General features: G+C 60.3%; 20 protein-coding genes. 5 read left to right on the top strand and 15 right to left on the bottom strand.

Annotated elements, in window-relative coordinates; all coding sequences use genetic code 11:
* Positions 1-30 precede the first annotated feature (30 nt).
* Positions 31-1,431: a type VI secretion system-associated protein TagF gene (tagF, locus tag CFB10_RS14240; RefSeq protein WP_020010202.1), complete on the top strand. Its 1,401-nt coding sequence runs from the start codon at positions 31-33 to the stop codon at positions 1,429-1,431.
* Positions 1,418-2,314: a protein kinase gene (locus CFB10_RS14235; protein WP_026363608.1), complete on the top strand. Its 897-nt coding sequence runs from the start codon at positions 1,418-1,420 to the stop codon at positions 2,312-2,314. Before tagF ends, CFB10_RS14235 begins: the two co-directional genes overlap by 14 nt.
* Positions 2,315-2,324: 10 nt before the next feature.
* Here CFB10_RS14235 and CFB10_RS14230 read toward each other — a convergent pair whose 3' ends face one another.
* Positions 2,325-3,461, bottom strand: a complete 1,137-nt coding sequence (locus CFB10_RS14230) for a polysaccharide biosynthesis/export family protein (RefSeq protein ID WP_020010200.1) — start codon at positions 3,459-3,461, stop codon at positions 2,325-2,327.
* A 275-nt stretch (positions 3,462-3,736) separates the two neighbouring features.
* On the opposite strand from CFB10_RS14230, the gene CFB10_RS14225 reads away from it, so the two are divergent.
* Both CFB10_RS14225 and proP read left to right on the top strand, forming a co-directional pair.
* Complete coding sequence (locus CFB10_RS14225) at positions 3,737-4,033, top strand: PRC-barrel domain-containing protein (protein ID WP_003504518.1); 297 nt, start codon at positions 3,737-3,739, stop codon at positions 4,031-4,033.
* Between the two features lie 166 nt (positions 4,034-4,199).
* Complete coding sequence (proP, locus tag CFB10_RS14220; RefSeq protein ID WP_020010199.1) at positions 4,200-5,720, top strand: glycine betaine/L-proline transporter ProP; 1,521 nt, start codon at positions 4,200-4,202, stop codon at positions 5,718-5,720.
* A gap of 103 nt (positions 5,721-5,823) precedes the next feature.
* On the opposite strand, the gene CFB10_RS14215 is transcribed toward proP, so the two are convergent.
* The 14 genes from CFB10_RS14215 to CFB10_RS14150 all read right to left on the bottom strand — a co-directional run bounded on the left by CFB10_RS14215 (position 5,824) and on the right by CFB10_RS14150 (position 21,345).
* A complete protein-coding gene (locus CFB10_RS14215) occupies positions 5,824-6,549 on the bottom strand; it encodes an SDR family oxidoreductase (RefSeq protein ID WP_020010198.1) in 726 nt (241 codons plus the stop codon).
* Positions 6,550-6,606: 57 nt separating this feature from the next.
* Positions 6,607-8,217: an FGGY-family carbohydrate kinase gene (locus tag CFB10_RS14210; RefSeq protein WP_020010197.1), complete on the bottom strand. Its 1,611-nt coding sequence runs from the start codon at positions 8,215-8,217 to the stop codon at positions 6,607-6,609.
* A gap of 90 nt (positions 8,218-8,307) precedes the next feature.
* A complete protein-coding gene (locus CFB10_RS14205; protein WP_020010196.1) occupies positions 8,308-9,039 on the bottom strand; it encodes an SDR family oxidoreductase in 732 nt (243 codons plus the stop codon).
* A 39-nt stretch (positions 9,040-9,078) separates the two neighbouring features.
* Positions 9,079-10,056 (bottom strand): ABC transporter permease, encoded by a 978-nt coding sequence (locus CFB10_RS14200; protein ID WP_020010195.1) that lies wholly within the window; start codon positions 10,054-10,056, stop codon positions 9,079-9,081.
* The gene (locus CFB10_RS14195; RefSeq protein WP_020010194.1) at positions 10,046-11,548 is read right to left on the bottom strand and encodes a sugar ABC transporter ATP-binding protein; all 1,503 of its coding nucleotides are present in this window, start codon (positions 11,546-11,548) and stop codon (positions 10,046-10,048) included. The genes CFB10_RS14200 and CFB10_RS14195 overlap by 11 nt, the downstream gene beginning before the upstream one ends.
* A gap of 70 nt (positions 11,549-11,618) precedes the next feature.
* Positions 11,619-12,530, bottom strand: coding sequence for an ABC transporter substrate-binding protein (locus tag CFB10_RS14190; protein ID WP_020010193.1), 912 nt, complete (start codon positions 12,528-12,530; stop codon positions 11,619-11,621).
* Between the two features lie 97 nt (positions 12,531-12,627).
* Positions 12,628-13,512 (bottom strand): helix-turn-helix domain-containing protein, encoded by an 885-nt coding sequence (locus CFB10_RS14185; RefSeq protein WP_003504503.1) that lies wholly within the window; start codon positions 13,510-13,512, stop codon positions 12,628-12,630.
* 373 nt (positions 13,513-13,885) lie between these two features.
* Positions 13,886-14,938, bottom strand: coding sequence for an NAD(P)-dependent alcohol dehydrogenase (locus tag CFB10_RS14180; RefSeq protein WP_026363607.1), 1,053 nt, complete (start codon positions 14,936-14,938; stop codon positions 13,886-13,888).
* Between the two features lie 260 nt (positions 14,939-15,198).
* Positions 15,199-15,657, bottom strand: coding sequence for a DUF1801 domain-containing protein (locus tag CFB10_RS14175; protein WP_020010190.1), 459 nt, complete (start codon positions 15,655-15,657; stop codon positions 15,199-15,201).
* Between the two features lie 279 nt (positions 15,658-15,936).
* The gene (locus CFB10_RS14170; protein ID WP_020010189.1) at positions 15,937-17,370 is read right to left on the bottom strand and encodes an ABC transporter permease; all 1,434 of its coding nucleotides are present in this window, start codon (positions 17,368-17,370) and stop codon (positions 15,937-15,939) included.
* The gene (locus CFB10_RS14165; protein ID WP_020010188.1) at positions 17,367-18,056 is read right to left on the bottom strand and encodes an ABC transporter ATP-binding protein; all 690 of its coding nucleotides are present in this window, start codon (positions 18,054-18,056) and stop codon (positions 17,367-17,369) included. The genes CFB10_RS14170 and CFB10_RS14165 overlap by 4 nt, the downstream gene beginning before the upstream one ends.
* Positions 18,057-18,060: 4 nt before the next feature.
* The gene (locus CFB10_RS14160; protein ID WP_026363606.1) at positions 18,061-18,525 is read right to left on the bottom strand and encodes a hypothetical protein; all 465 of its coding nucleotides are present in this window, start codon (positions 18,523-18,525) and stop codon (positions 18,061-18,063) included.
* A gap of 113 nt (positions 18,526-18,638) precedes the next feature.
* Positions 18,639-20,393 (bottom strand): alkaline phosphatase, encoded by a 1,755-nt coding sequence (locus tag CFB10_RS14155; protein WP_020010186.1) that lies wholly within the window; start codon positions 20,391-20,393, stop codon positions 18,639-18,641.
* Positions 20,394-20,751: 358 nt separating this feature from the next.
* The gene (locus CFB10_RS14150) at positions 20,752-21,345 is read right to left on the bottom strand and encodes a TetR/AcrR family transcriptional regulator (RefSeq protein ID WP_026363605.1); all 594 of its coding nucleotides are present in this window, start codon (positions 21,343-21,345) and stop codon (positions 20,752-20,754) included.
* A gap of 121 nt (positions 21,346-21,466) precedes the next feature.
* Between CFB10_RS14150 and CFB10_RS14145 the strand changes: the two genes are divergently transcribed.
* Positions 21,467-22,693, top strand: coding sequence for an MFS transporter (locus tag CFB10_RS14145; protein ID WP_020010184.1), 1,227 nt, complete (start codon positions 21,467-21,469; stop codon positions 22,691-22,693).
* Position 22,694: the final 1 nt, after the last annotated feature.

Raw genomic sequence — 22,694 nt, 5'->3', positions numbered from 1 at the left:
GACGAAAAGCACCACGGTCAATAACGACTGATGGCCAATCAGGCATCGAGGCCCGCGGAAACCGCAGCGGAAAGCGACCGCATCGGTTTCTTCGGCAAGGTACCCAGCCATGGCGACTTCATCTCCGACGGGCTTGAACGGGAATTGATCGGGACGTTTGACGACTGGATGCGATCCGGCCTGCACGCCTGCGCGGACACGTTCGCGGGCCGATGGTCCGAAATATTCGCGTCATCGCCTCCCATACGTTTCATCATCGAAAGCGGCATATGGGGAAACTCCGCCTATGCCGGCGTGCTGGTGCCCAGTGCAGACCGGGTGGGGCGAAAATATCCGCTTGCCATCGTTGCCCAGCTCAATAACTTCCGGAAACATCCGAGAACGCTCTATCTCGACGACACCTGGTTCATGGCCGCCGAGGCGCTGGCCGAAACATCCATGACGGGTGATTTCGACATGTCCCGGTTCAACGCCTCCGTCAAAAAACTGCGCCCGCCGAAGCCACGGGAAGAGGATGATACACAGGAAATGGTGCGTAACCGCGTACCGACGAGCCTCTGGTGGCACATTGATCCCATCAGCCGCCGTGCCCGCGGCCTCAAATTTGACGGTAAACCCAAAGCTTCCGATTTCCTGCGCCTCTTCAGCGACATGACGGGCAAGGGCGATGAGGACGGCTCAGCACCTGCGCAGGCGCCGGAGAGTGCGAGACAGAAACCACCACCCGTTATTTCGCCCACACCCTCAACCGAACAGCCCACGCCGGTTATCTACAGCTATGCCACGCACCCGGGAACGAGGCTCTCCCTGAACGCGGATTCGCTCTTCGTTTCCCAGACGCCCGCCCTCTTCGCCATAGCGGATGGACAGGGCGACACGCACAGCGCCGTGGAAGCCGCCCGTCTGGTCACGAATATTCTTGCCGAGACGCCGGATGCCGAAAATCCCGAAGTGATGGCGCAGCAGATCAGGGGGAAGCTCGGCACGGTCAACAGCCTGCTTCTGTCCCGACAGGCCATGGGCGCCGACGGCAGGCCGATGGCGAGCGTTATCATAGCCTCCATTTTCGGCCGCAGGCTGAGCGTGTTGTGGTCTGGCGACGCGCGTGCCTATCTCCTGAAAAACGGAACCATGCACCAGCTTTCGCGCGATCACGTCGTTGTCGGCATGAAAAAGCAGCTCTCGCAATGTGTCGGCCTTTCCCAGCAATTCCGGCCGGATATCGTCGGGGAAGAGTGGAGTTCGCAGGACAGGCTGCTCCTGTGCAGCTATCCGCTGGTGCAAATCCTGAAAGAGCGCGCTATTGCCGAGATTGTCGGCAACACCCCGATCAAGGACTGCGCCAGCGCCCTGATCCAGGAAGCGCTGATCGAGGACGCACGCGAAAATGTCAGCGCCATCGTGATTGGAAACCGGCTTGAGCAAGGGTAAAGAACCAGCGGATGGGCCTGCCTACCCGCAGGTCGCCGAGCGCTTTTTCGATCTGTGGCAAACCATCCGCCACGACGGCAGGCGGGAAAGGCCTGCCGAAGAACAGAAAGACCTTATCGATCAGGTTAGAAATGCGCTGGATCGGAAAGTCTCGCATTTTTCCGACAAGAAACCCGACTGGATCGCCGACAGTTTTGCCCTAGAACGGATTGCCTACGAAAGCGAAAACACGCTGCTGCTGCAGGTGCGGCACCGCGATCTCGGCTCCCTTCATGCGCTGAAGACCGTGCCACCGACGTTGAGAAACGACGCGGTGCTGCTGCAAAGATTGCGGCAGGAGGCACAGGTCGGACTGACACTGCGTCATCCTTGCCTGGTGGAAACATCGGCGCTGCTGAGACTGCCCGATGGGAGGCCGGGTCTGTTGCAACCATGGCTGCCGCAGTCACTGGCGTCGCAGCGGCCTACTACCGCGCCGCAGGCGATCACAATCCTTCGCCGCCTGCTGGAAGGGCTAAGCGGCATGCATGCACGGGGTTATGTCCACTGCGATGTCACGCCAGCCAATATTTTTCTGGAGGACGGCGATTTCGAAACAGGTAGGCTTGGCGATTTCGGTATTACGCTGGAGATCGGCCAAAAACATGCGGAACGGGGCATGAGCTTCGCCGCCTCGCGCGAATTTGCGTCACCGGAACGGATGCGGGATGCAGCGGCAAAGCCGGATCAGGATATATTTTCAGTGGGACGGCTTGCCCGGCGGCTTGCTGGGTCAGATGGGGCGCGAACAACGCAAAGCTTGGCGGATTTTGCGGACGCCTGTTGCTATGACAATCCCGCTTTGCGTCCGCAATCGGCGATGGAAGCGCTACAGCTTCTGTAGCGCCCAATCGTCAGTTGCCGCTGCCGGGAAGCGGTGCTGCCGCCGTCGGCACGCTCTTCTGGAACACGGTCAGGAGCTTGGCCGAATCCACCAGCGGCGCGTTGCTGGCATAAAGCACATCACCCTTCTGCATCTGGAAAAGCTGCATGAGGGCAATACTGGAAGCGTCGCGCATATTGACGTGATAGATTACCGGCCGCATGGTCGTGGCTGTCGCGACCGGGCCTTTCGCGCCCGATGCCGTTGCGGCGGGAACCTGAATGATCTCGTTGCGGAAGACATAGACATTGCGTGCGTCCGCACGGTCATCCAGCAACCCGCCGGCGCGGCCGACAGCCTGCGCCAGGGTGAGTTTCCCGGCTTCGAACTGGAATTCGCCGGCGCTCTTGAAGGCGCCGAGCGCCGTGTAACTCGCCGCATCGCCATCGATCATGATCTGATCATCCGGCGAAAGTCGGATATTCTGGCGGTCTTCCCGCATGACGCGGTCAAGCGGCGCACTGGCCCGGTGCGAGCCGCGAACAACGGTGACCGTCGCAGCGCCCGGCGCGACAGTCGGGCCGCCGGCCTGATTGAGGGCATCGAGCACCCGCTCCTGCCAGGCGGTGAGCGTTATTTTGCCGGGGTTCTTCACCGCACCGCTGAGCATGACGGCGCTCGTCGGCTTGTCAACGACGGTGACGACGGCCTGCGGGTTCACGGCCGATCCCTTGAGCCCGGCGACGACCTGCGATTGCAGCCCCTCGGGCGTCGAATCCACCACCCGCTGTTTGCCGACGAAGGGAATATTCACCGATCCGCTCTGGTCCACTGTAAAGCGGCCGAGATTGAGCGTCTTGCTTTGCGTCGGGGAGAAAAGTCCGTCTTCTCCCGTATCCAGCACGGTGATGTCGATCACGTCGCCGCGCCGCAATCTCTGGGCGTTGTAACCGGTGTTGCGAAGCGCGGTAAGGCCGGGGCCGGAGGCGCCCTGCAGGCTTCCGGCGGAAACCGTAGCAGCCGGTGCATTCGCCAGTTCGATGACGGGGATTTTTTCGTTGGTTCGCGGGAAGGTCGCAGATCGGATATTGCCTGCGGTCGGTCCGTCAGATGGCTTTGCACATGCGCTCAAAAGCGCCACCAGCAAAACCGCCCCCAACTTTTTCATCCCTCATCCCCTCGATGATTCAACCTGACGCAGAGATAACATCCCGACACGTCATCGCAACAACTTTAGCGGTTGCTATTTAGCGAAAACTTGTCTTCCAAAGAAAAGGTGTGACCATTCCGCAACCTTTTCGAAAGCGCCCAAAAGCAAACCCCAACAATGTACCGATGAGAAATAGGCGCGATACCGCGCTCACCGGCATGGGGGATTTTGGATGGAACGGTTTTGCGGTGCGGGAGTTTGTTTTGTGCAAACCCAAGACAGGAGGAAGAACAATGGACCACAGCAATCACGTCCGTCTGGCTGAAACCGAACTCACGCCATCCGTTCTGGAAGGCGCCACCGTTTATGGCGCGGATGATCACAAGGTAGGTAAAGTTGACCATGTGCACGGTGTCGGCGCCAACACGACAGCCATCATCGATGTCGGCGGTTTTCTCGGCATTGGCGCAAAGCCCGTTGCAGTGCCGATCAGCGACCTTGATTTCATGCGCGATGAAGATGGCGACGTCCATGCCGTTACCTCGTGGACAAAGGACCAGCTGAAGGACATGCCCGAACATCGTCACTAAGCCTGTCCCAGCAGACTTCAGAAGCGCCCGGCCATGTGCCGGGCGTTCGTTTATATGGGCCGCTCCCTGCACCGCTCCCCCTCCGCCGGCAAATGGAACACTTGCGCATGTCAGGCATTTTCATGGCGCGCAATAATTGGGCGCAAGGCATTCAAGGGGATAACAATTGCACAATCAGGTTCAGGCCAGCCCGCTGAGCATTGACGACGTGACCGTCATCGATGACGAAAAGGTCAAAAAGGCCGTAACGGCCGCAGCCCTCGGCAACGCCATGGAGTGGTTCGATTTCGGCGTTTACGGTTTTGTCGCTTACGCCGTCGGCAAGGTCTTCTTTCCCGAGGCGGCTCCCGCCGTTCAGACCGTGGCGGCACTGGCGACATTTTCGGTGCCATTTCTCATTCGTCCTCTCGGCGGCATTTTCTTCGGCGCGATGGGCGACAAGTTCGGCCGCCAGAAAGTCCTTTCGCTCACCATCATCATCATGGCGGCGAGCACCTTCTGCATCGGCCTAATCCCGGGCTATGCGACCATCGGCATCTGGGCGCCTGTCCTCTTGCTGCTCTGCAAGCTCGCCCAGGGCTTTTCCGTCGGCGGCGAATATACCGGCGCGGCCATCTTCGTGGCGGAATATGCGCCAGACCGCAAACGCGGCTTCCTCGGCAGCTGGCTCGATTTCGGCTCCATCGCCGGTTTCGTGCTTGGCGCGGGGTTCGTCGTGCTGCTCAGCACCGCCATGGGGGAAGCAAAGTTCCTCGATTGGGGCTGGCGCATACCGTTCTTCCTGGCCGCACCGCTCGGGCTCATCGGCCTTTATCTCCGCCACGCCGCGGAAGAAACCCCGGCTTTCACCGAACGGCTGCAGCGCGCTGAAGAAGAGGACCGCCAGTCGCTCAAGGAACGGCCGATGGTGCCGATCGCGGAGATCGCCAGAGAGCATACCCGATCGCTGGCGATCTGCATCGGCATGGTTCTCGTCACCAACGTGACCTATTACATGCTGCTGACCTACATGCCGACCTATCTGTCAAAAACGCTGAATTACAGCGAGGATCACGGCGTTCTCATCATCATAGCTGTCATGGTCGGCATGCTGTTCGTCCAGCCGGCGATCGGGCTGCTCAGCGACCGGATCGGTCGCAAACCGTTTCTTGCCGTCGGCAGCACGGCGATCCTTTTCCTCTCGCTGCCTGCCTTTCATTTCATCGCCAGCGGCCAGGTGGTGCAGATTTTCTTCGGGCTGCTCATTCTCGCAGTCGCACTCAATTGCCTGATCGGCATCATGGCCTCGACCCTGCCCGCCCTCTTCCCGGCCCGCATCCGCTACAGCGCTCTGGCAATCGCCTTCAATATCTCGATCATCGTCGCGGGGCTGACACCAACGGTAACCGCCTGGCTGGTGGAGGTGACCGAAAACATCTACATGCCGGCCTATTACCTCATGGTCGCAGCCGTCTTCGGCATCATCACGACCTTCTTCCTGAAGGAAACGGCCAATCGGCCGCTCTATGGCGATACACCGAATGCCTCCAGCCGGAAGGAAGCAAAATCGCTTCTTGCCGAGCAATATCTGCACATCGAAAAAAGTGTCGAGGAGATTGACGAGGAACTCGTCAAATTGGAAGAGCAGAAGAAAACCCTGCAGGCGAAACGCGAGGAACTCGTCGGCCGCCATCCGGACCTGAACTGACAACTCCGCATCAAAAAATAAAATGCGCGGCGGTGCATCTCGCACCCCGCGCATCGGTTTGATGGTTTTCAGCGATCCGCCCTGAAATCCGCCGTTGCCTGCCTCAAACGGCGAGGAAACCGCCATCGACCGGCAAGACGGCGCCGGAAATCATCTTGCTGTCGTCCGAGAGCAGCAGCGCGATGCTTTGCGCCACTTCTTCCGCTTCGGCAAAACGGTTGAGCGGATGACGAACCATCATCGGCTGGCTCTTTGCGGGGTCGTTCCAGGCTTCCGCTGCGAGTTCGGTCAGCGTAATTGTCGGCGCAACGGCGTTGACGCGGATACCATGCGGGCCGAGCTCCTTGGCGAGAACGCGAGTTGCGCCTTCAAGCCCTGCCTTGGACGCCGCATAACACAGGTGATCCTGAAAACCGCGATGGCCGGCGATAGACGTGATGTTGACGATGGCGCCACTGCCGCCATTTGCGATGCGGGCGCGGGCAAATTCCTGGCAGGTGACAAGGGCCGCACGCAGGTTGATGCCCAGCACGGCTTCATAACCCGCATCGCTCATGTCAAGCACGCTTTCCAGCACGTTGATGCCGGCGCTGTTGATCAGGAAATCGCAGGGGCCAGCCTCGGCCATCGCGGCGCGGGTGGCGGCGACATCGGCAAGATCGACACGGATCGAACGGCCGCCGATTTCGCTTTTCAGGCTGTCGAGATCTGATTGCGTGCGGCTGATCGCCACCACCTCCGCACCGCGCGCGGCCATCAGCTGCGCACAGGCGCGGCCGATACCTTTTCCTGCGCCGGTGATGATGACGGATTTTCCGGAAAACTGCATGGAATCCTCGTTGTTTTGCGGCCGATAAGGCCGGATGATTTAAGCTTGTGACGCGTTTCAGGAATGGCTGGCGGAACGAATGGCGCGGGCCGCATTCTGCAGCGCCAGAAACGCGTCGTAACGCGCCTGATGAACCTTCTGAAAATCAGGATCGGGTGTCGCGCAGCTGGCGATACGCGACATCGCTGGCATGGCGGCGATGAGGTCGGGATAGGTTCCCGCAGCAACGGCACCCAGCATGGCCGAACCGAGCAGCACCGGCTCCTCGCATTCGGTCAGTTCAACCGGAAGGCCGGTCGCATCCGCCAGCAATTGCCGGGCAAGCGGATGAGCACCCGCCCCACCGCTGACGCTGATCGTTTCCACCGGCGCGCCGTTGCGGGCCTGCGTCTCGATAATCTGGCGAAGCCCGTAACCGAGGCCGAGAAGCCCCGCAACATAAAGCGCGACGAGAGAATCCACGCCCGTCTCCATGCCGTAACCGGCAATGACCGCGCGGGCATGGGGATCGGCGAAGGGCGCGCGGTTACCGAGAAATTCCGGCACCACATGAAAATCCTCGGCGATCTCAGCTGCGGCGGAAGCGGATGCGGCGAGGCTGAGCGCGCGGTCGGCAAGCCATACCGGGAAGGCTTTGCCGTCCTTCTCGGCAAGCGCCTTGGCCTCGGTAAAGGCAGGATGCAGTTGCACGAGATAATCGATGGCGGCACCGGCAGCGGACTGGCCGCCCTCGTTCAACCAAGCGCCCGGAACCATGGCGGAATAATAGGGCCCCCAGACGCCAGGCACGAAGGCGGGTTCGGCGGTGGTGGTCATGGTGCAGGACGAGGTGCCGAAGACATAACCAAGGCATCGCGAGGCATCGCCGCCGGCAGCAACCGTGCCGACACCGCCGGCATGGGCGTCTATCAGGCCTGCTGCGACGGCTATGCCTGCAACCAGCCCCATGGCTTTTGCGGCGTCTTCGGTGAGACCCTTGCCCAGCGCCGTACCGGGATGGACGACGCTTTCACCGATACGGCGGAACCCCTGCTCTGCCAGATCCCCGAGGCCGATCTTGGTGAAATACTCTGCATCCCAACGGCTCTCATGGGCAAGATAGGTCCATTTGCAGGTGACCGTGCAGGCGGAGCGATCAAGAGCGCCCGAAGCCTTCCATGTCAGGAAGTCCGTGAGGTCGAAGAAGTGCTCGGCGCGGGCATAGATATCCGGCTTGTTTTCGCTAAGCCACAGCAGCTTCGGCGTCTGCATTTCCGGGGAAATACGCCCGCCGACATATTTCAGGACGGCATGCTCTCCCGCATTGATGCGTTCCGCCTGTTCGACGGCGCGGTGATCCATCCAGACGATGATATCGCGCTCGGGATGATCGGCGGCCCCCACGGGGAGGGTTTCATTATCAGGCCCGCGCACGACAAGCGAACAGGTCGCGTCGAAACCGATGCCGGCAACCTCAGCCGGATCGATACCGGCGCGTGACACGCTTTCCCGCACACTCTCGCAAACGGCCTGCCACACCTCGCCGCTTGATTGTTCGGCGATACCCCCGTCTTCGCGGTGCATTGTGATCGGGCGCTTGGCGGTGGCGAGAAGCTTGCCCGCGACATCAAAGACACCGGCCCGCGCCGAGCCGGTCCCGACATCGACGCCAACAAGATAGGAAGCCATTTGCGATACTCCTCGGAGCGGATCATCCGGTGCTTGAACAGATTTTAAGCGGCGGGACCGTTTCCGGTTGCCCCGCCGCTCCAGACGTTTTTAAACGCGGTCGAAGTTGGTCGGCAAGACCAGCATGTCGCGGATGGTGACGGTGCGCTTGCGCGTCAGCATGTAGATGACGGCATCGGCCACTTCGCTCGCGTCGATCAGGCTGCCCGATTCCTTGGCCTTGCGAAGGTTTTCCTCGGGCCAGTCAGCCAGAAGTGCGGAAACGACCGGGCCGGGAGAAACCTGGGCGACGCGCACGCCGTGCGGGATCATCTGGCGGCGCATGCCCTGCACGAAGCTGGTGATCGCCCATTTCGAGCCCGAATAGACCGGCTCCCAATAGGTCGGGAAATGGCCGGCGATCGAGCAGGTGACAATGATATCGCCAGTCTTGCGCTCCGACATATGCGGCACGACGGCATGAACATTCTTCATGACGGCGTTGACGTTGAGGTTCAGCATCTTGTCGATGGCTTCGGGCGTCGTTTCGGTGAGATCGCCGCCGATATAGGTGCCGGCATTGCAATAGAGAATGTCGATATGGTCGACCTTCCCGAGGATTTCCGGGATCATGGCGTTGCAGCTGTCGGCGTCGAGCAGGTTCGTCACCTGCGGGATGGCGCGGTCACCAAGCTTGGCGACCAGATCATTCAAGGCTTTCTCGTTCCAGTCGACCATGACCACGGTTGCGCCCTGTTCCAAGAGCGCTTCTGATGTGGCAAGCCCGATGCCGGATGCGGCGCCGGTGATGACCGCGATCTTGCCTTGCAGCGATTCAGACATTTAATTCTCCTGCGTTTATGAAGGTGTTTCCGGGCCGGCTCAGCGCCACTCACGCCCGATATAGATGGCCAGCAGGATGATGCCGCCCTTGATGACATCCTGCAGATAGGGGTTGATGCCCATCAGGTTGAGGCCGTTATTGAGAATGCCGAGCAGCACCGCGCCGATGAGCGTGCCGAGAATGAGACCCCTGCCGCCTGCAATCGCCGTGCCGCCGAGAACGACCGCCGCAATGGCGTCCAGTTCGAAGCCGACACCGGCATTGGGCTGACCGCTCATAAGGCGGCCGGTGAGGATGAGCGCGGCGAAAGCTGCCGTGACGCCCGAGATGCCATAGACCGCAAGCTTGACGCGCTGGGTTTTCACGCCCGAAAGACGGGCCGCCAGTTCGTTTCCGCCGAGCGCATAGACGTGGCGGCCAAAAGCCGTGCGTTGCAGCAGCACCCAGGCGATAGCATAGATCACCACCATGATAATGACAGGCACCGGAACGACGCCGATACGGCCGACGCCGAACCAGGAAATCCAGCTCGGAATGCCGCTGACAGGGTAACCACCGGAATAGATAAGGCCGAGGCCACGCGCCATTCCCATGGTGGCGAGCGTCACGATGATGGCGGGCATCTTGCCCCAGGCGACGAGCGCACCGTTGAAGATGCCGATGCCGAGACCGATGAACAGGCCGGCAGGCAGCGCAATCGCGGGCGACAGGCCCGTATTCACCATCAGGCCCGCCGACAGCGTTCCGACAAGCGCCATCACCGCGCCGACAGACAGGTCGATACCGCCGGTGAGAATGACGAAGGTCATGCCCACGGCGAGAATGCCGACGACGGAAACCTGCCGCAGTACGTTCATGATGTTGTTGACGCTGAAGAAATTGTCGCTCGCAAGCCCCATGAGGATCGATACGACAATCAGACCCGCCAGAGGCAGGGCGAGCGGCGAACGCAGCATCGAGCTGAAACTGAAACCGCCCGTTTTCGCGGCGGTGCCGGTGTTTGCATCAAGCGACATGTTCAACTCTCCCGGTGGTGGCGTTTGTCATTATTGTTTCTGAATTGATGTCTTCGCCTTCGACCGTGGCGACGATGCCGCCGGAACGGAAGACGCAGACCCTGTCGGACATGCCGATCACTTCCGGCAGCTCCGAGGAGATCATGATGATCGAATGGCCCTTCGCGGCGAATTCGCGCATGAGCGAATAGATTTCCGCCTTCGCGCCGACATCGATACCACGCGTCGGCTCATCGAAGATCAGCACGCGCATGTCATGGTTCAGCCAGCGCGCGATGACGATCTTCTGCTGGTTACCGCCGGACAGCGTGTCGACGCGGGCAAAAGGCCCCTGCGCCTTCACCTGCACCTGCGCCATGGCCTTTGTCGTATGTTCCAGTTCCTTTTTGAGATCGAGGAACCAGTGCGCCTTGCGGTATTTACGATAATTGTTCAGCGAAATATTCTGCAGGATGGAGAAGCTGGTGATCAGCCCCTCTTCCTTGCGGCTTTCAGGCAGCAGGCCGATGCCGCGCATCAGCGCTTCATCGGGGCCGGAAAAACGCGTGTCCACGCCATCGACCTTGATCTTGCGGCGCGAGGCGGAATGCGCGCCCAGCATGGCGAGAACCGTTTCGGTGCGGCCCGAGCCGACAAGCCCGGCAAAGCCGAGGATTTCACCCTTGCGCAGCGCAAAGCGCGAAACGGGGCCGCCTTTCTTCAATTGCAGCTCTTCCACTTCGATCAGGCTTTCGGCGGAGGGATTGAGCTGTGGCTTTGGCGGGAAGCTGGCTTCGATGCGCCGGCCGACCATCATCTCGACCAGGCGGTCATTGTCGACCTCCGACGTCAGGCAGGAGCCGATCAGTTCGCCATCGCGCAGAACGGTGATGCGGTCGCAGATCTCGAATATTTCCTCAAGGTGGTGCGAAATGAAGATGATCGCCACGCCCTGACGACGCAACTCGCGCATGACCTTGAACAGGTGCTCGGTCTCAGACGGGGTGAGCGTCGCGGTCGGCTCGTCAAGAACAAGGATGCGGGCATCCAGCGACAGCGCCTTGGCGATTTCGACAAATTGCTGCTGGGCAACGGAAAGACGATGCACCGGCACATCAAGCGGCACATCCACGGCCAGACGGCTCATGATCTCGGCCGCGCGCTTGCGCATCGCGCCCTTGTTGAGAAGGCGAAGCGGTCCGCGAATTTCGCGGGCGAGAAACATGTTTTCAACGGCATTGAGATAGGGGATCAGGCTGAATTCCTGAAACACGATGCCAACGCCGGCGGCAATCGCCTCATCATAATTGGCGAAGCGGCGATCCTTGCCGTCGATGCGGATCGTCCCTTCCGAGGGCTGCAGAATGCCGCACAGGATCTTCATCAAAGTCGACTTGCCGGCGCCGTTCTCGCCCAGAAGCGCATGCACCTCGCCGGCGCGCGCCTGAAGGTCGACACCGCGCAGGACTTCGATCTTGCCAAAGCTTTTTCTTATTCCATTCAGTTCCAGCATTTCACCCTCCTCGATGGTCGGGATTTAACCCCGCCCCCGCATAAGCGGGGACGGAGCCTGGGAGGAGTTCTTACCAGCTGAACTCGCCGGCGTTTTTGCTGTCGACGACCATGACGTCGATCGGGACTTCCTTCGGCACAACGCGTGCGCCCCACTTCTGGGCGAGCGCCATGGCAAGGCCGACACGGACCTGGTCACGCGGGAACTGCGCGGTGGTTTCGATGAAAGGGCCACCGTCGGCAATTGCCTTCACCGCTTCCGGAGCACCGTCTACCGAGGTCAGCTTGATGTCCTTGCCGGAACCCTGGATCGCAGCAAGCGCACCCATCGCGCCGCCATCGTTGACCGAGAAGATACCGGCAAGGTTCGGACGCGACTGGATCATGTTTTCGACGACGCCGAGAGCAACGGAACGGTCCTGACGGCCGTTCTGCGTGTCAACGAGCTTGACCTCGGGGAATTCTGCAAGGGCCGCCTTGCAACCTTCGACGCGCTGGAGGATCGGCACGACCGGAATACCGTCGAGGATAGCAACCTCACCCTTACCACCGAGGGCTTCACCGAGATATTTGCACGACTGGTAACCCGCGTCGCGGTTCTTCGAACCGACGAAGGTATCGACCGGGCCGTTGGCGTTGGCGTCGACGGCGACGACAGTCACGCCGGCAGCCTTGGCAGCATGCACGGCGGCTTCGATGCCGGCGCTGTCGGTGGGGTTCAGGAGCAGGATGTCGATCTTCTGCTGAAGCATGTCTTCAACGTCGGAAATCTGCTTTGCCACATCGTGGCCGGCATCGGTGACGACGACATCGGCGCCGATGCTTGCAGCGGCTTCCTTCAGGGCTTCCTGCATCGATACGAAATAGGGGTTGTTCAGTTCCTGGAAGGTCATGCCGATCTTCAGCTTTTCCTGCGCCAGCGCCGGAGCGGCCATCATTGCAATTGCGGCTGTCGCCATCAGAAACTTGGATTTCATTTTCATCTCACTCTTCCTCCCGTTTGGAAAGTTGGGGCAACAGGTGCCCGTTTCCGGACAGCCCTCTGCCCGAATTGGTAAAAATCGGCGATGTGTCGCTGGTTTACTCCGCCATGACCGCTGCCTTCTGGGCCGCGAATATGGTTCGGAACCTCGACGGCGACATTCCCTTCAATTTCAGGAAATGCCGGTTGAAATTTGAAAGGTTGGAAAAGCCCACATCGTAGCAGACCTCCGCCACCTTTACGTCCTGATCCGCCAGGAGCATCTGGCAGGCGAGATCGATGCGCAACTGATTGCGATAGCGCACCAGCGTCGTTCCCGTGTGGCGCTTGAAGGCGCGGGAAAAGGCGCTCGGGCTCTGGCCCACCATGTCGGCGAGATCGATTTCCTCAACCTGCTCGGTCAGATGCTGGCGCAGATGCGACAGGGCGCGGTTGATGCCGCTGTCACCGATGCCGGTCAGGTCCAACTCGTAGCTCAGGCTCGCCAGCACCTCGGATGTCGGGGCATTGACCAGGAGATCGAGAATTTCCCAGAAAAGCGCCAGACGCGTCAGCCCCTGCGCTTCGATCAACCGGAGGATCAGCGGACGGACGCGGTCGCTCGTCTCATCATCGAAAAGAATGCCCCGACGGCTACGATCCAGGAGGCCGCGCACCACGTCCATTTCCGACATGGAGGTGCAGGCATCCTCGATAAAGCTCTCCGGAAACTGGATCACGAGGGAACGTGTCGGCACGATTTCGTCCGGCTCGATCTCGCTGATCCAGTTCTGGGGGAGATTGGGACCGGTCATGATGAGCTGACCGGGGCCGAAGCGACCGACGAAATCACCGATATAAAACGTGCCCGATGTGGCGACGACGAGGTGGATTTCGTATTCGGGATGATAATGCCAGCGCACGGTGCGGAACGGATAGCCATGCCGCCAGGCGGCGAAGGATTCGCCCTTGCGGATGTGCACCAGTTCCAGGTCGGGCTGCATCATGGTTCCTCCCATCAGTCGCGTCCGCCGTATTTGCGGACAGGAGCCATTTCCTCTTTATGGCTCGTCCCAGGCGTTGATGAGGAGCATATGGCGGGCGGCGGCAGTACATCCACATCACGCCGAAGAAATTGCCGATACTTTTTTGACTCTTTTTTGTCGAAAATTGAAGAGTCGCCCGAAAGGGCTGACCATAAACGCGGCGATGGGGCCGATTTTTCCGCTCAATTTAGTGTGATGCGCTCAAACAATGCGCAACCGGAAGCGATTTTCGTTGAAATTTTGACGTGTAGCCTGCCGGATGCCGGCAGGCTACACTCATACTTTTCCGCAACGTCTCTGCCGCTCAATCATCAGCGGCTGGCTTCGTTCGTTACTGCGACATCACGATCTGCAGTTTCACATCCGTTTCCCGCGCTTCCACCGCACGGTCGAAACCGGCGATGCTATCTTCGAAGGGGATGGTCGCGGAAATCAGCGGCTTCAGGTCCACCTTGCCGGATGCGATGAGAGCCACGGCGCGGTCATAGACATTGGCGTAGCGGAAAACCGTCTCCACCCGAAGTTCCTTGGCCTGCAGGCCGACAATATCGACCGGAACCGGATCGACAGGCATGCCGACCAGAACGATCGCGCCGCCCGGCCGCGCCAGCTTCGCCATGCCGAGTACAGCGGGTGCTGCACCCGAGCATTCGAAGACGATGTCGCAACCCCAGCCGTCGGTCGCAGCCGAGACAGCCTCTGCGAGATTGCGCTCGCGAATGTTGACGGTTTCGATGCCATCATAGGAGCCGATGATATCGAGCTTCGGCTGGGCAAGATCGGCAACGATGACCTTCGCGCAACCGCCGGCAAGTGCTGCGAGCGCCACCATCATGCCGATCGGACCTGCACCCGTTACCACGGCGATATCGCCCGGCTGGATACGCGCCCGCAGCGCCGCCTGCATGCCGATGGCGAAGGGTTCGACCATGGCGCCTTCGGCAAAGGACACGTTGTCGGGCAGCTTGTAGGTGAAGGCGGCAGGATGAATGACCTCGGGCGTCAGGCAGCCATGGATCGGCGGCGTCGCCCAGAAGCGGACAGCCGGATCGACATTATAGATGCCGAGCTTTGCGGCGCGCGATGTCGGATCGGGAATGCCGGGCTCCATGCAGACGCGATCGCCGGCTTTCAGGTGTGTTACCTCGGCGCCGGTTTCGATCACCGTTCCCGACGCTTCGTGCCCGAGCACCATGGGCGCATTGACGACGAAATGACCGATCTTGCCGTGGGTATAATAATGGACGTCCGAGCCGCAAATGCCGACCGTATGGGTGCGGATAAGCACATCCTTCGGCCCGAGTTCACCGGATCCTGCTCCACCGGGAATATCAAAATCCCTGAGCGAGAGCTTGCCTTTTTCTTCCAGCACCAGTGCCTTCATCTCATCCTCCGTGGTTTGCGATACGCCTGGCAGCGAATTCAGCAAGCGTGATGGCGTGCAACATCGGCAAAAGTAAACAGAAATCGGCCGGATCGGCCGGTTTTTCTTTGCGACGGAAAAACTGTATCGAGCAGCCTGCGATTTCTCATCATTCCCAGCGCGGCGCGGCCTTTGAGGGTGAGGAAAGAAGGCGTGATTCGCCGCCGCATGCCGCAATCTTCACCCGCTTCCAAGCCTGCCGAGCCGGCGAACCAAGTCGATCACATTTTTTCGCCGGGCAAGGCGCTCGCCTGCCGCACCCAGTCGGCAAACTGCGTTTCATCAAACGCACCCTCATGGATATCGAGGTAACGAACCTTCGGATGTTTGGAGGCGCCGGGCGGCAAAGGCTGTAAAGATACGCCGTTGAGGAAGGTTACTTTGATATATTTCGTAAAACAGTGAAGGCTGAGAAACCAGACGTCGTCCTCCATGCCATAAAAGGGCGAATTCCACTTCACGGCCTTGCGCACGCCGGGCACGAGGCTTTCGATCAGCGCATCGATACGTGCTCCGACCGGGCTTTTCCAACCCGGCATGGCGGCAATATAGGCCTGCACCGGGCCGTCGCCATATCCCTTGGCAATCTGCGGATTGCCGCCCGAAAGAAGTGTTGGCGCGGCAGTGGGCGGCTCGGTCTGCGCGATTTCAGCAGATTTACCCGGCTTCTTTTCAACCATCTCGGTTCCCTCCCAGTATTGCGCGGCTCCTGCTTCTTTTTCCCAAGCCTCGATGCAATCCTCAGTACAAGCCTGCCATAAAAAGCAGCCACAGTAAAAAAACTATATTTTATGTGCGTGCTCATGTTTTACGCCTTGGAGAGCATATTTGAGGCCGAAGCGTCGATGTGTCGGCATGGCTATCAAAATGCTGACGGACTAGACCGCGCCAATCGCCCCGGGCTGGCACGCCATTCGATCAATCAAAAAAAGCGAAAACTGCGGCGACTTGCGCGCGATCTAGGCGCGCAGGGCGGCGGCTGGAGACTGGCGATAGGCGAGCAGGGCCGGTATCGCTGAGAGAACCGCGGCAAAGCCCAGCAGGAACAGTGCAAGACGCAGATCTTCGCGGGTGAAGCCAACCGGCAGGATGACGCCGCTTTTTGCGGTAAAGAGTTTTGCGCCGATATGGGCAGCGCCCAACCCGACCAGAAAACCGATACCGACACCGAGCGCCACCAGCAAGAAAAGCTCAAGCCAGACGATGGCGAATACCGAGCCGCGCGGCGCGCCGAATGCCCGCAATGCGCCGATCTGCCTGCGCCGCTGCCCGACATGGATCACCGTCACCAGCACCAGCGCCGCCGCCACCAGCCCCTGCGAACCGGCGGCAACCGCGCTCAGCACCATCTTGGCATCGCCGAGCGTCGCATAAAGACCGGTCAGAACTTCGCCCGGGAAAACGCCAAGCGTATTGCCGGTCCGGTATTCCTGCCGCAGGCGATAGGCGTCGGCGATCGTTTTGGGCTTGACGAGAATGGCAGGCAGGCCGGGCGTGCCCTCGCCGAACGTCTCCACGATTGGCGCATCCGGATCGATGCTGCCTTGATGGTCGGACTCCACATGCGCCGACGTGGCGGGGCCGAGGGCCAAAGCATGTTTTTGCTCTTGCGAGACCACCAGTTGAACAGCGGCTTCGGCATGACCCACCTCACCTTCGGCATGCTTACCGCCATCTTCGTGATGTTCTTCACTTTCATGGGCGTGATCGTGACCATCTCCGTGGTGATGTCCTTCATCATGCGCGCCCGCATCGCCATCCTCATGCCCTTCATCATGGCCATGATCATGACCGAGACCATGGACGTGCCACACGGCCTGTATCGGCACGAGAATGGCGCGATCCCAGGGCGTGCCGGTGGGCCGCAGCTTGCCGACGACTTTATAGGCGATCTCGGTATGGGTGTGGCCGCCGGTCTCGGCGGTGCCGTGCATCGGCTTGATCGCAGCACCGAGAGACAGATCGACGGCAGCCCCGAGTATGGCTTCGCCTTCCAGCGCGAACGTCCTGCCTTCGGTGAAACCTGATGTCGTATTGCTGACAAGGCTCGTCGTCGTGCCGACTATCGGGTATCCGGCAAAAGAATCACCAAAACCCACCGGAGCCGCCCAGGCAACCCGTGGATCGGCAGTGAGCCTGGTCAGAACAGCGCCATTCACGAGCGGCAACGGTGCGGCCTGCAGAAAAATGGAGGAAAGGATCAACTGGGTTTCGCTGCCGGCCGCACCGATAACGAGATCGAATTTATCGGCGGCACGGGCGCTGCCGAGACGCAGCGAACGCTCCTGCAGCGTGACCGCAACGCCAAGCGCGGTGGCGAGCGCAACCAGGAGAACCACGACGATGCCACCCAGCCAAAGGCGGCGCAGGTCGGCAAGGATGAAGCCGATCATGCCGCAATCTCCTTCCGCTCGGTATCGGCGACGATACGGCCGCCGCTGAGGGTGAGACGCCGGTCGAGGCGACCGATAAGATGCTGGTCATGGCTGGCGACGATAAGCGTGCTGCGGGTGCTGGCCGCTACGGAAAGCAGGAGATCACCGACAGCCTCGCCGCTTTCGAGATCAAGGCTTGCGGTCGGTTCGTCGGCAATGATGACGCCGGGACTGCGCAGCAGCGCACGGGCGATAGCGACACGCTGCATTTCACCGCGCGACATGGTCTCAACGTGCTGTCCCGGGCGTTTGAGGCCGACAGTCGCAAACAGGGATTCCGCGCGTTTCACGAGGTCCGCATTCACTGCGCGCGACAGGCGGGCGGGCAGCAGGATATTATCCAGCGCGGAAAGGCCGGGGAAAAGATGAAACTCCTGCATGACGAGGCCGATATTGGCGGCGCGCCAGCGGTCGCGCCGACCCTCGGGCAGATCCGCAATGTTCTCTTCTCCCCAGACAACGCGGCCGGCCTGAACACGCTCAAGGCCGGCGATGATGTTGATCAGGGTGCTTTTGCCCGAGCCGGAACCACCGGTCAGCGCAACGCGGCTACCGGCAGCGATTTCCAGACCGTCGAGAACGAGAACCGGCGCCGACAAACCGGGAAAGGATACGGCAAGATCATCTATCTTCAGGGACAGCATGGTCTCAAACCGTCGCGTATTCTGCCCGGCGGATGCGCAGCAGGCTGACGAAGCCGGTATCCGGATCGGTCCAGGAACCCGTTTCCAGCGTGCCGCGCACTTCGATTGTCTGGCTCGGCTGGGTAAAAGTCTGTTTTTCGCCGAGATAAACGACGACGATGTTGTCCGGCCAGTCGGCATCCGTGGAGCAGAAGGGGCAGATCGACATGGGTATTTCGGTCAGCACGAAAAACTGCGCTTCGGCCTTCAGCGGCGGCGCCATGAAACCGCGCATGGCGATCTCCCTGCCGTTTAACTGCTTGACCTTTTCGGAAAACTCCAGCCCGAGGACGCTGACCTTGCCATAGAGTTCGTCGAAGGTGATGTCGCTGTTCGCCTGCGCGCGCGTGCCGGCGGCCAGCAGCGGCAGACCGGCAATGAGACCCAGGGTCTGGCGACGGTTGAATTGCGCCCGATCAGCCTTGCTCATGACCATTCTCCTTCTTGAAAAGGTCTGCCATCGTCCGTCATCCGAATGGAAGATGGAAGACCTGAAACCATTGTGAGGACACGCGACAGCGGCGTGCCCTCACAACTCATATCTTAGTTGGTGTGCTTGGCGCCGAGTGCGAAAGCTTCGGCAAGACCCTTGTAGACGTCGCTCTGTTCCATGTAACCACGGAAGCCTTCGGCGCCGGGGCCTTCAGCCTGCAGAACGACGTCATCCACCGCGTGGACGCCGCTATCGGAACTTTTCGGAATGATGCCTGGTACGAATACAGCACCGGGAACATCCTTGTACTGCTCGTTGGCGACATATTCCTTCTTTTCGTTCTGGACGGCCGGTGTGAACGGGCCATCGAGCTTAGGACGGAAGGTTTCGTAATGGTCAGGACCGTTATTGGCGTTCAGGAACAGGCGACGGGAAACGTCGACCTTATCAGGATAACCGTCGCCGTCCTTGTCTTCATAATTCGGGAAGCCGGCCTCGGCGTAGGTACCGACCTTTTCGCGCATTTCGGCGCCCGGCTTGTCATCATCGACGGTGCCGATGATGGAAACGCCATGCGTATGGTCGCCGGTGACGACGATCAGCGTATCGGGGTTCTTAGCCGCGAATTCACGGGCGACACCGATGGCCTTGTCGAATTCGATCGTGTCGACGACGGCGCGATCCCAGTCAAGCGGATGGGACATCTTGTCGACGTTGGCAGCTTCGACCATCAGGAAGAAGCCGTCCGGGTTCTTCGACAGTTCGCCGAGCGCGACCTTGGTCATTTCAACAAGGCCCGGCTGGTCAGGGAACTTCGCCGTGGTGCCCTTCTTGAGGAACTCGCGGTCGAGTGCTGTATCCATGTTGCCGGTGTGGAACAGGCCGAGGATCTTGCCCGTGTTGGTGCCGGCAGCCGTGGCGAGTTCCGCCTTGCTGGTCGCCAGCGTGTAGCCAGCTTCCTTGAACAAGGCGATATAGTCCTTGTCATCCTTGCGCTTGGAACCGGCCGTCGCCTGCGGCAGGAAGTAGGCGGAGCCGCCGCCGAGAAGGACATCCGGCTTCACATCGAACAGCATGCCGTTGATGTCAGCCTTGTCGCCGCGCTTGCGGGTGTGGGCAACGACGGCGGCCGGCGTGGCGTCCTGCAATTCGGCGGTCGAGATGATGCCGATCGACTTCTTGGTCTGGCGGCGCAGGGCTTCCGCGATCGTTTCGACCTTCGGATCGTCGAGCGAGGCCGGGGTGCGGTCGGCATAAACGCCAATGGCGTTCACGGCGGTCTTGTGACCGGTCATATAGGCCGACATGGTGTTGGCGCTGTCGGTGGCGACCGCGTCGGTGGCGGAGGTGCCGATAAAGGCGACCGGCGGCACATCATCCATGTTGAGGCGGCCGTTGGCCTTACCCTCGGTCATGCCCTTGGACATGATGCGGGCAGCGGTGCGGTGGGCGACGGACAGACCATCGGCGATGAGGAAGATGACGTTCTTGGCCTTTGCCTGGGCAGGCGTGCCATAAACGGTCCAGGTGATCGCCTTGATTTCGGAACCGGCAGAAACTTCGACCTTGTAGTCACCGGCGCTGGCGAGCGTGACGCCGCGCAGGATGACGGCCGAACCAAGGACCTTGTCCTTGTTCTTTTCTTCGGCGACGAACTCGGCATCCTTGCCGAGAGCGGCCTTGTAATCCTGGCCGTTGACGGTGATCTTGACGTCCTCCGGCTTTACAACGGAAGCGAACTCGACTTTGAAATCGAACGGCGAACCGGTCAGGATCGTAGCACGATCAAGCGGATAAACCTCGGCAGCCTGAACGGCGCCGGCAAGAAAGGTCGTGGCGACCAAAGCAGCAACGATTTTGCGCATATTCCCCTCGCGAAACGTATGAAAACCACACTTTCTCCTAGACCCGCGATATGACAGTCGCATGACTTGCAGGCAGCATATCTGGGCTCATGGGAAATTTGCGGGGGACGTTTTCAGCACGCCGTCCTCCTCCGGTCACCGCGCGGCGCGGCGACCCTGTACGATGCGTTTCTTTCCGGGGAGCCGAAATGGTGGCGATCCCGTTTGAACCGAGGATCGAAGTCTCCTATTTCACCCCCGCACGAGCGGCCGCCAGCGGATAGCAATCCTCAACGAAATTATCGGGCGAATGCAGGATATGCTGCGGGCCGAATGACCCGGCTGCCTGACGCCGCGGGCAACCGCGTAAAGCCAAGTATCAGTCTTTCCTGATCCGCAATCCCTCCAGAAAGGCCCGGAAGCTTCCCACGGCCCGTTTCGAGGTCATTTCGGGGTCGTCGGAATTGGCGATCCACTGGGCGGCGGCGCTGCTTGCCGCGTTGATGAAACGAGCGCATGCCTCCGCATCGATATCGCCGATCGTGCCTTCTTCCTTCAGGGCATCGAGGCTTCGCGCGACTGCCGAGATGCAGCCGTTTGCATTTGGCCAGCGCGACGGATCGCCGAGCACCGCCGGCCCGTCGCGAAACATGATCCGCTGGATTTCCGGTTCGAGAGCCATGCGCACATAACCGAGATTCTCCTCGACAAAACCTTCCCACCGGGACTCGGCCCTCGATGAGATGTCACAGAGCCTCTTCGTCATTTCCGTATCGATTTCGGCCACCACCGCCAACAGCAGGCCTTTTTTATCGCCAAAATGGTGATAGAGCGCGCCGCGGGTGAGACCGGCCTCGGCGGTGAAGTCATCCATCGACGCTTCCGCATAACCGATGCTGCCAAAGGCCTTGCGGCCGGCAGCCAGAAGCTTCGTCCGCGTCTCGGCAATCATTTCACTGCGAGGTTTACGCATTTTTTCTCCATTTTCCACATACGACGCGTATATTAGTTGACATACGCGCCGTATGCAATTATCTCATTTACATACGCCACGTATGTATGTGGTGGACACGCTCTGAACAAGGTGTATCCCGATGGCTAATCCATACAGAGAAATTTTCCGGGCTCCAGGCGCAAAAGGCTTTTCCGCCGCCGGTTTCTTCGCCCGCCTTCCCATTGCCATGGCCCCGATCGGCATCGTTGCCATGCTTTCGCAAACCCATGGCGAATATTGGCTGGCCGGCGCCGTCTCCGCAACCTTTGCGCTGACCAATGCCGCCGTCTCCCCACAAATCTCCCGGCTGGTGGATCGCAAGGGGCAGAGCAAGGTCCTCATCCCCGCCACCATCGTCTCGGTCATCGCCTTTGCGGCGCTGATTATCGCGACGAACCAGAAATGGCCGGCCTGGACACTGTTTCTTTCCGCCTTCCTCGCCGCCGCCATGCCGAGCATTCCGGCCATGATGCGCGCCCGCTGGACAGAAATCTTCCGCGACCGTCCGGAACTGAACACCGCCTTCGCCTTTGAATCCGCCGCTGACGAACTCGTCTACATTTCAGGCGCGTCGCTTTCCGTCGGCCTGGCAGTCTCGCTCTTTCCGGAAGCGGGCATGATGATCAGCACCACCTTTCTGGCGCTCGGCACCTTCGCTTTCCTTCTTCAACGTTCGACAGAGCCCAAGGTACGCCCGGTTGAAAGCGGTCGCCGGCAGCGTTCGGCCATCTCCCTGCGTCCGGTCCAGATCATCACACTTGCGCTGATCTTTGTCGGCTCCACTTTCGCCACTGCCGAGGTAAGTGCCGTCGCAATCACCAAGGAACTTGGCCAACCGGAAGCCGCCAGCCTCGTCATCGGCGTCTATGCCATCGGGTCCTTCGTGGTCGGCCTCATTCTCGGCGCGCTCAATCCCAAAATGCCGCTGCAACGGCAACTGCTGATCGCCGTCAGCGTGCTTGCACTTACTGCTCTGCCGCTGCTTGCCGCCAGCACCTCTGTTGCCCTTCTGGCTTTTGCCGTTTTCCTCAGCGGCGTTGCAATCTCCCCGATCTTCATCACCTCATTCGGCCTGATCGAGCGCCGGGTGCCTGAATCGATGCTGACGGAAAGCGTGACCTGGGTGATGACCGGCATCGGTATCGGCATGGCGCTCGGCGCCTTCATCTCCGGCTGGGTCATCGATAATTTCGGCCCGGATAACGGTTTCTGGGTGTCAGTTGCCGCAAGCCTTTCGACCGTCGCCATCATCACGCTCGGTCAGCGCAGCCTCTCGGGAGATCGCGAAAGATCCGGCGCGGAGGCCGTGGCGCAGCCCGCCGAATAAC

Source organism: Agrobacterium sp. 719_389, from assembly GCF_900188475.1.
GTDB lineage: Bacteria > Pseudomonadota > Alphaproteobacteria > Rhizobiales > Rhizobiaceae > Agrobacterium > Agrobacterium radiobacter.
This window is presented reverse-complemented; position numbering and strand designations above follow the sequence as displayed.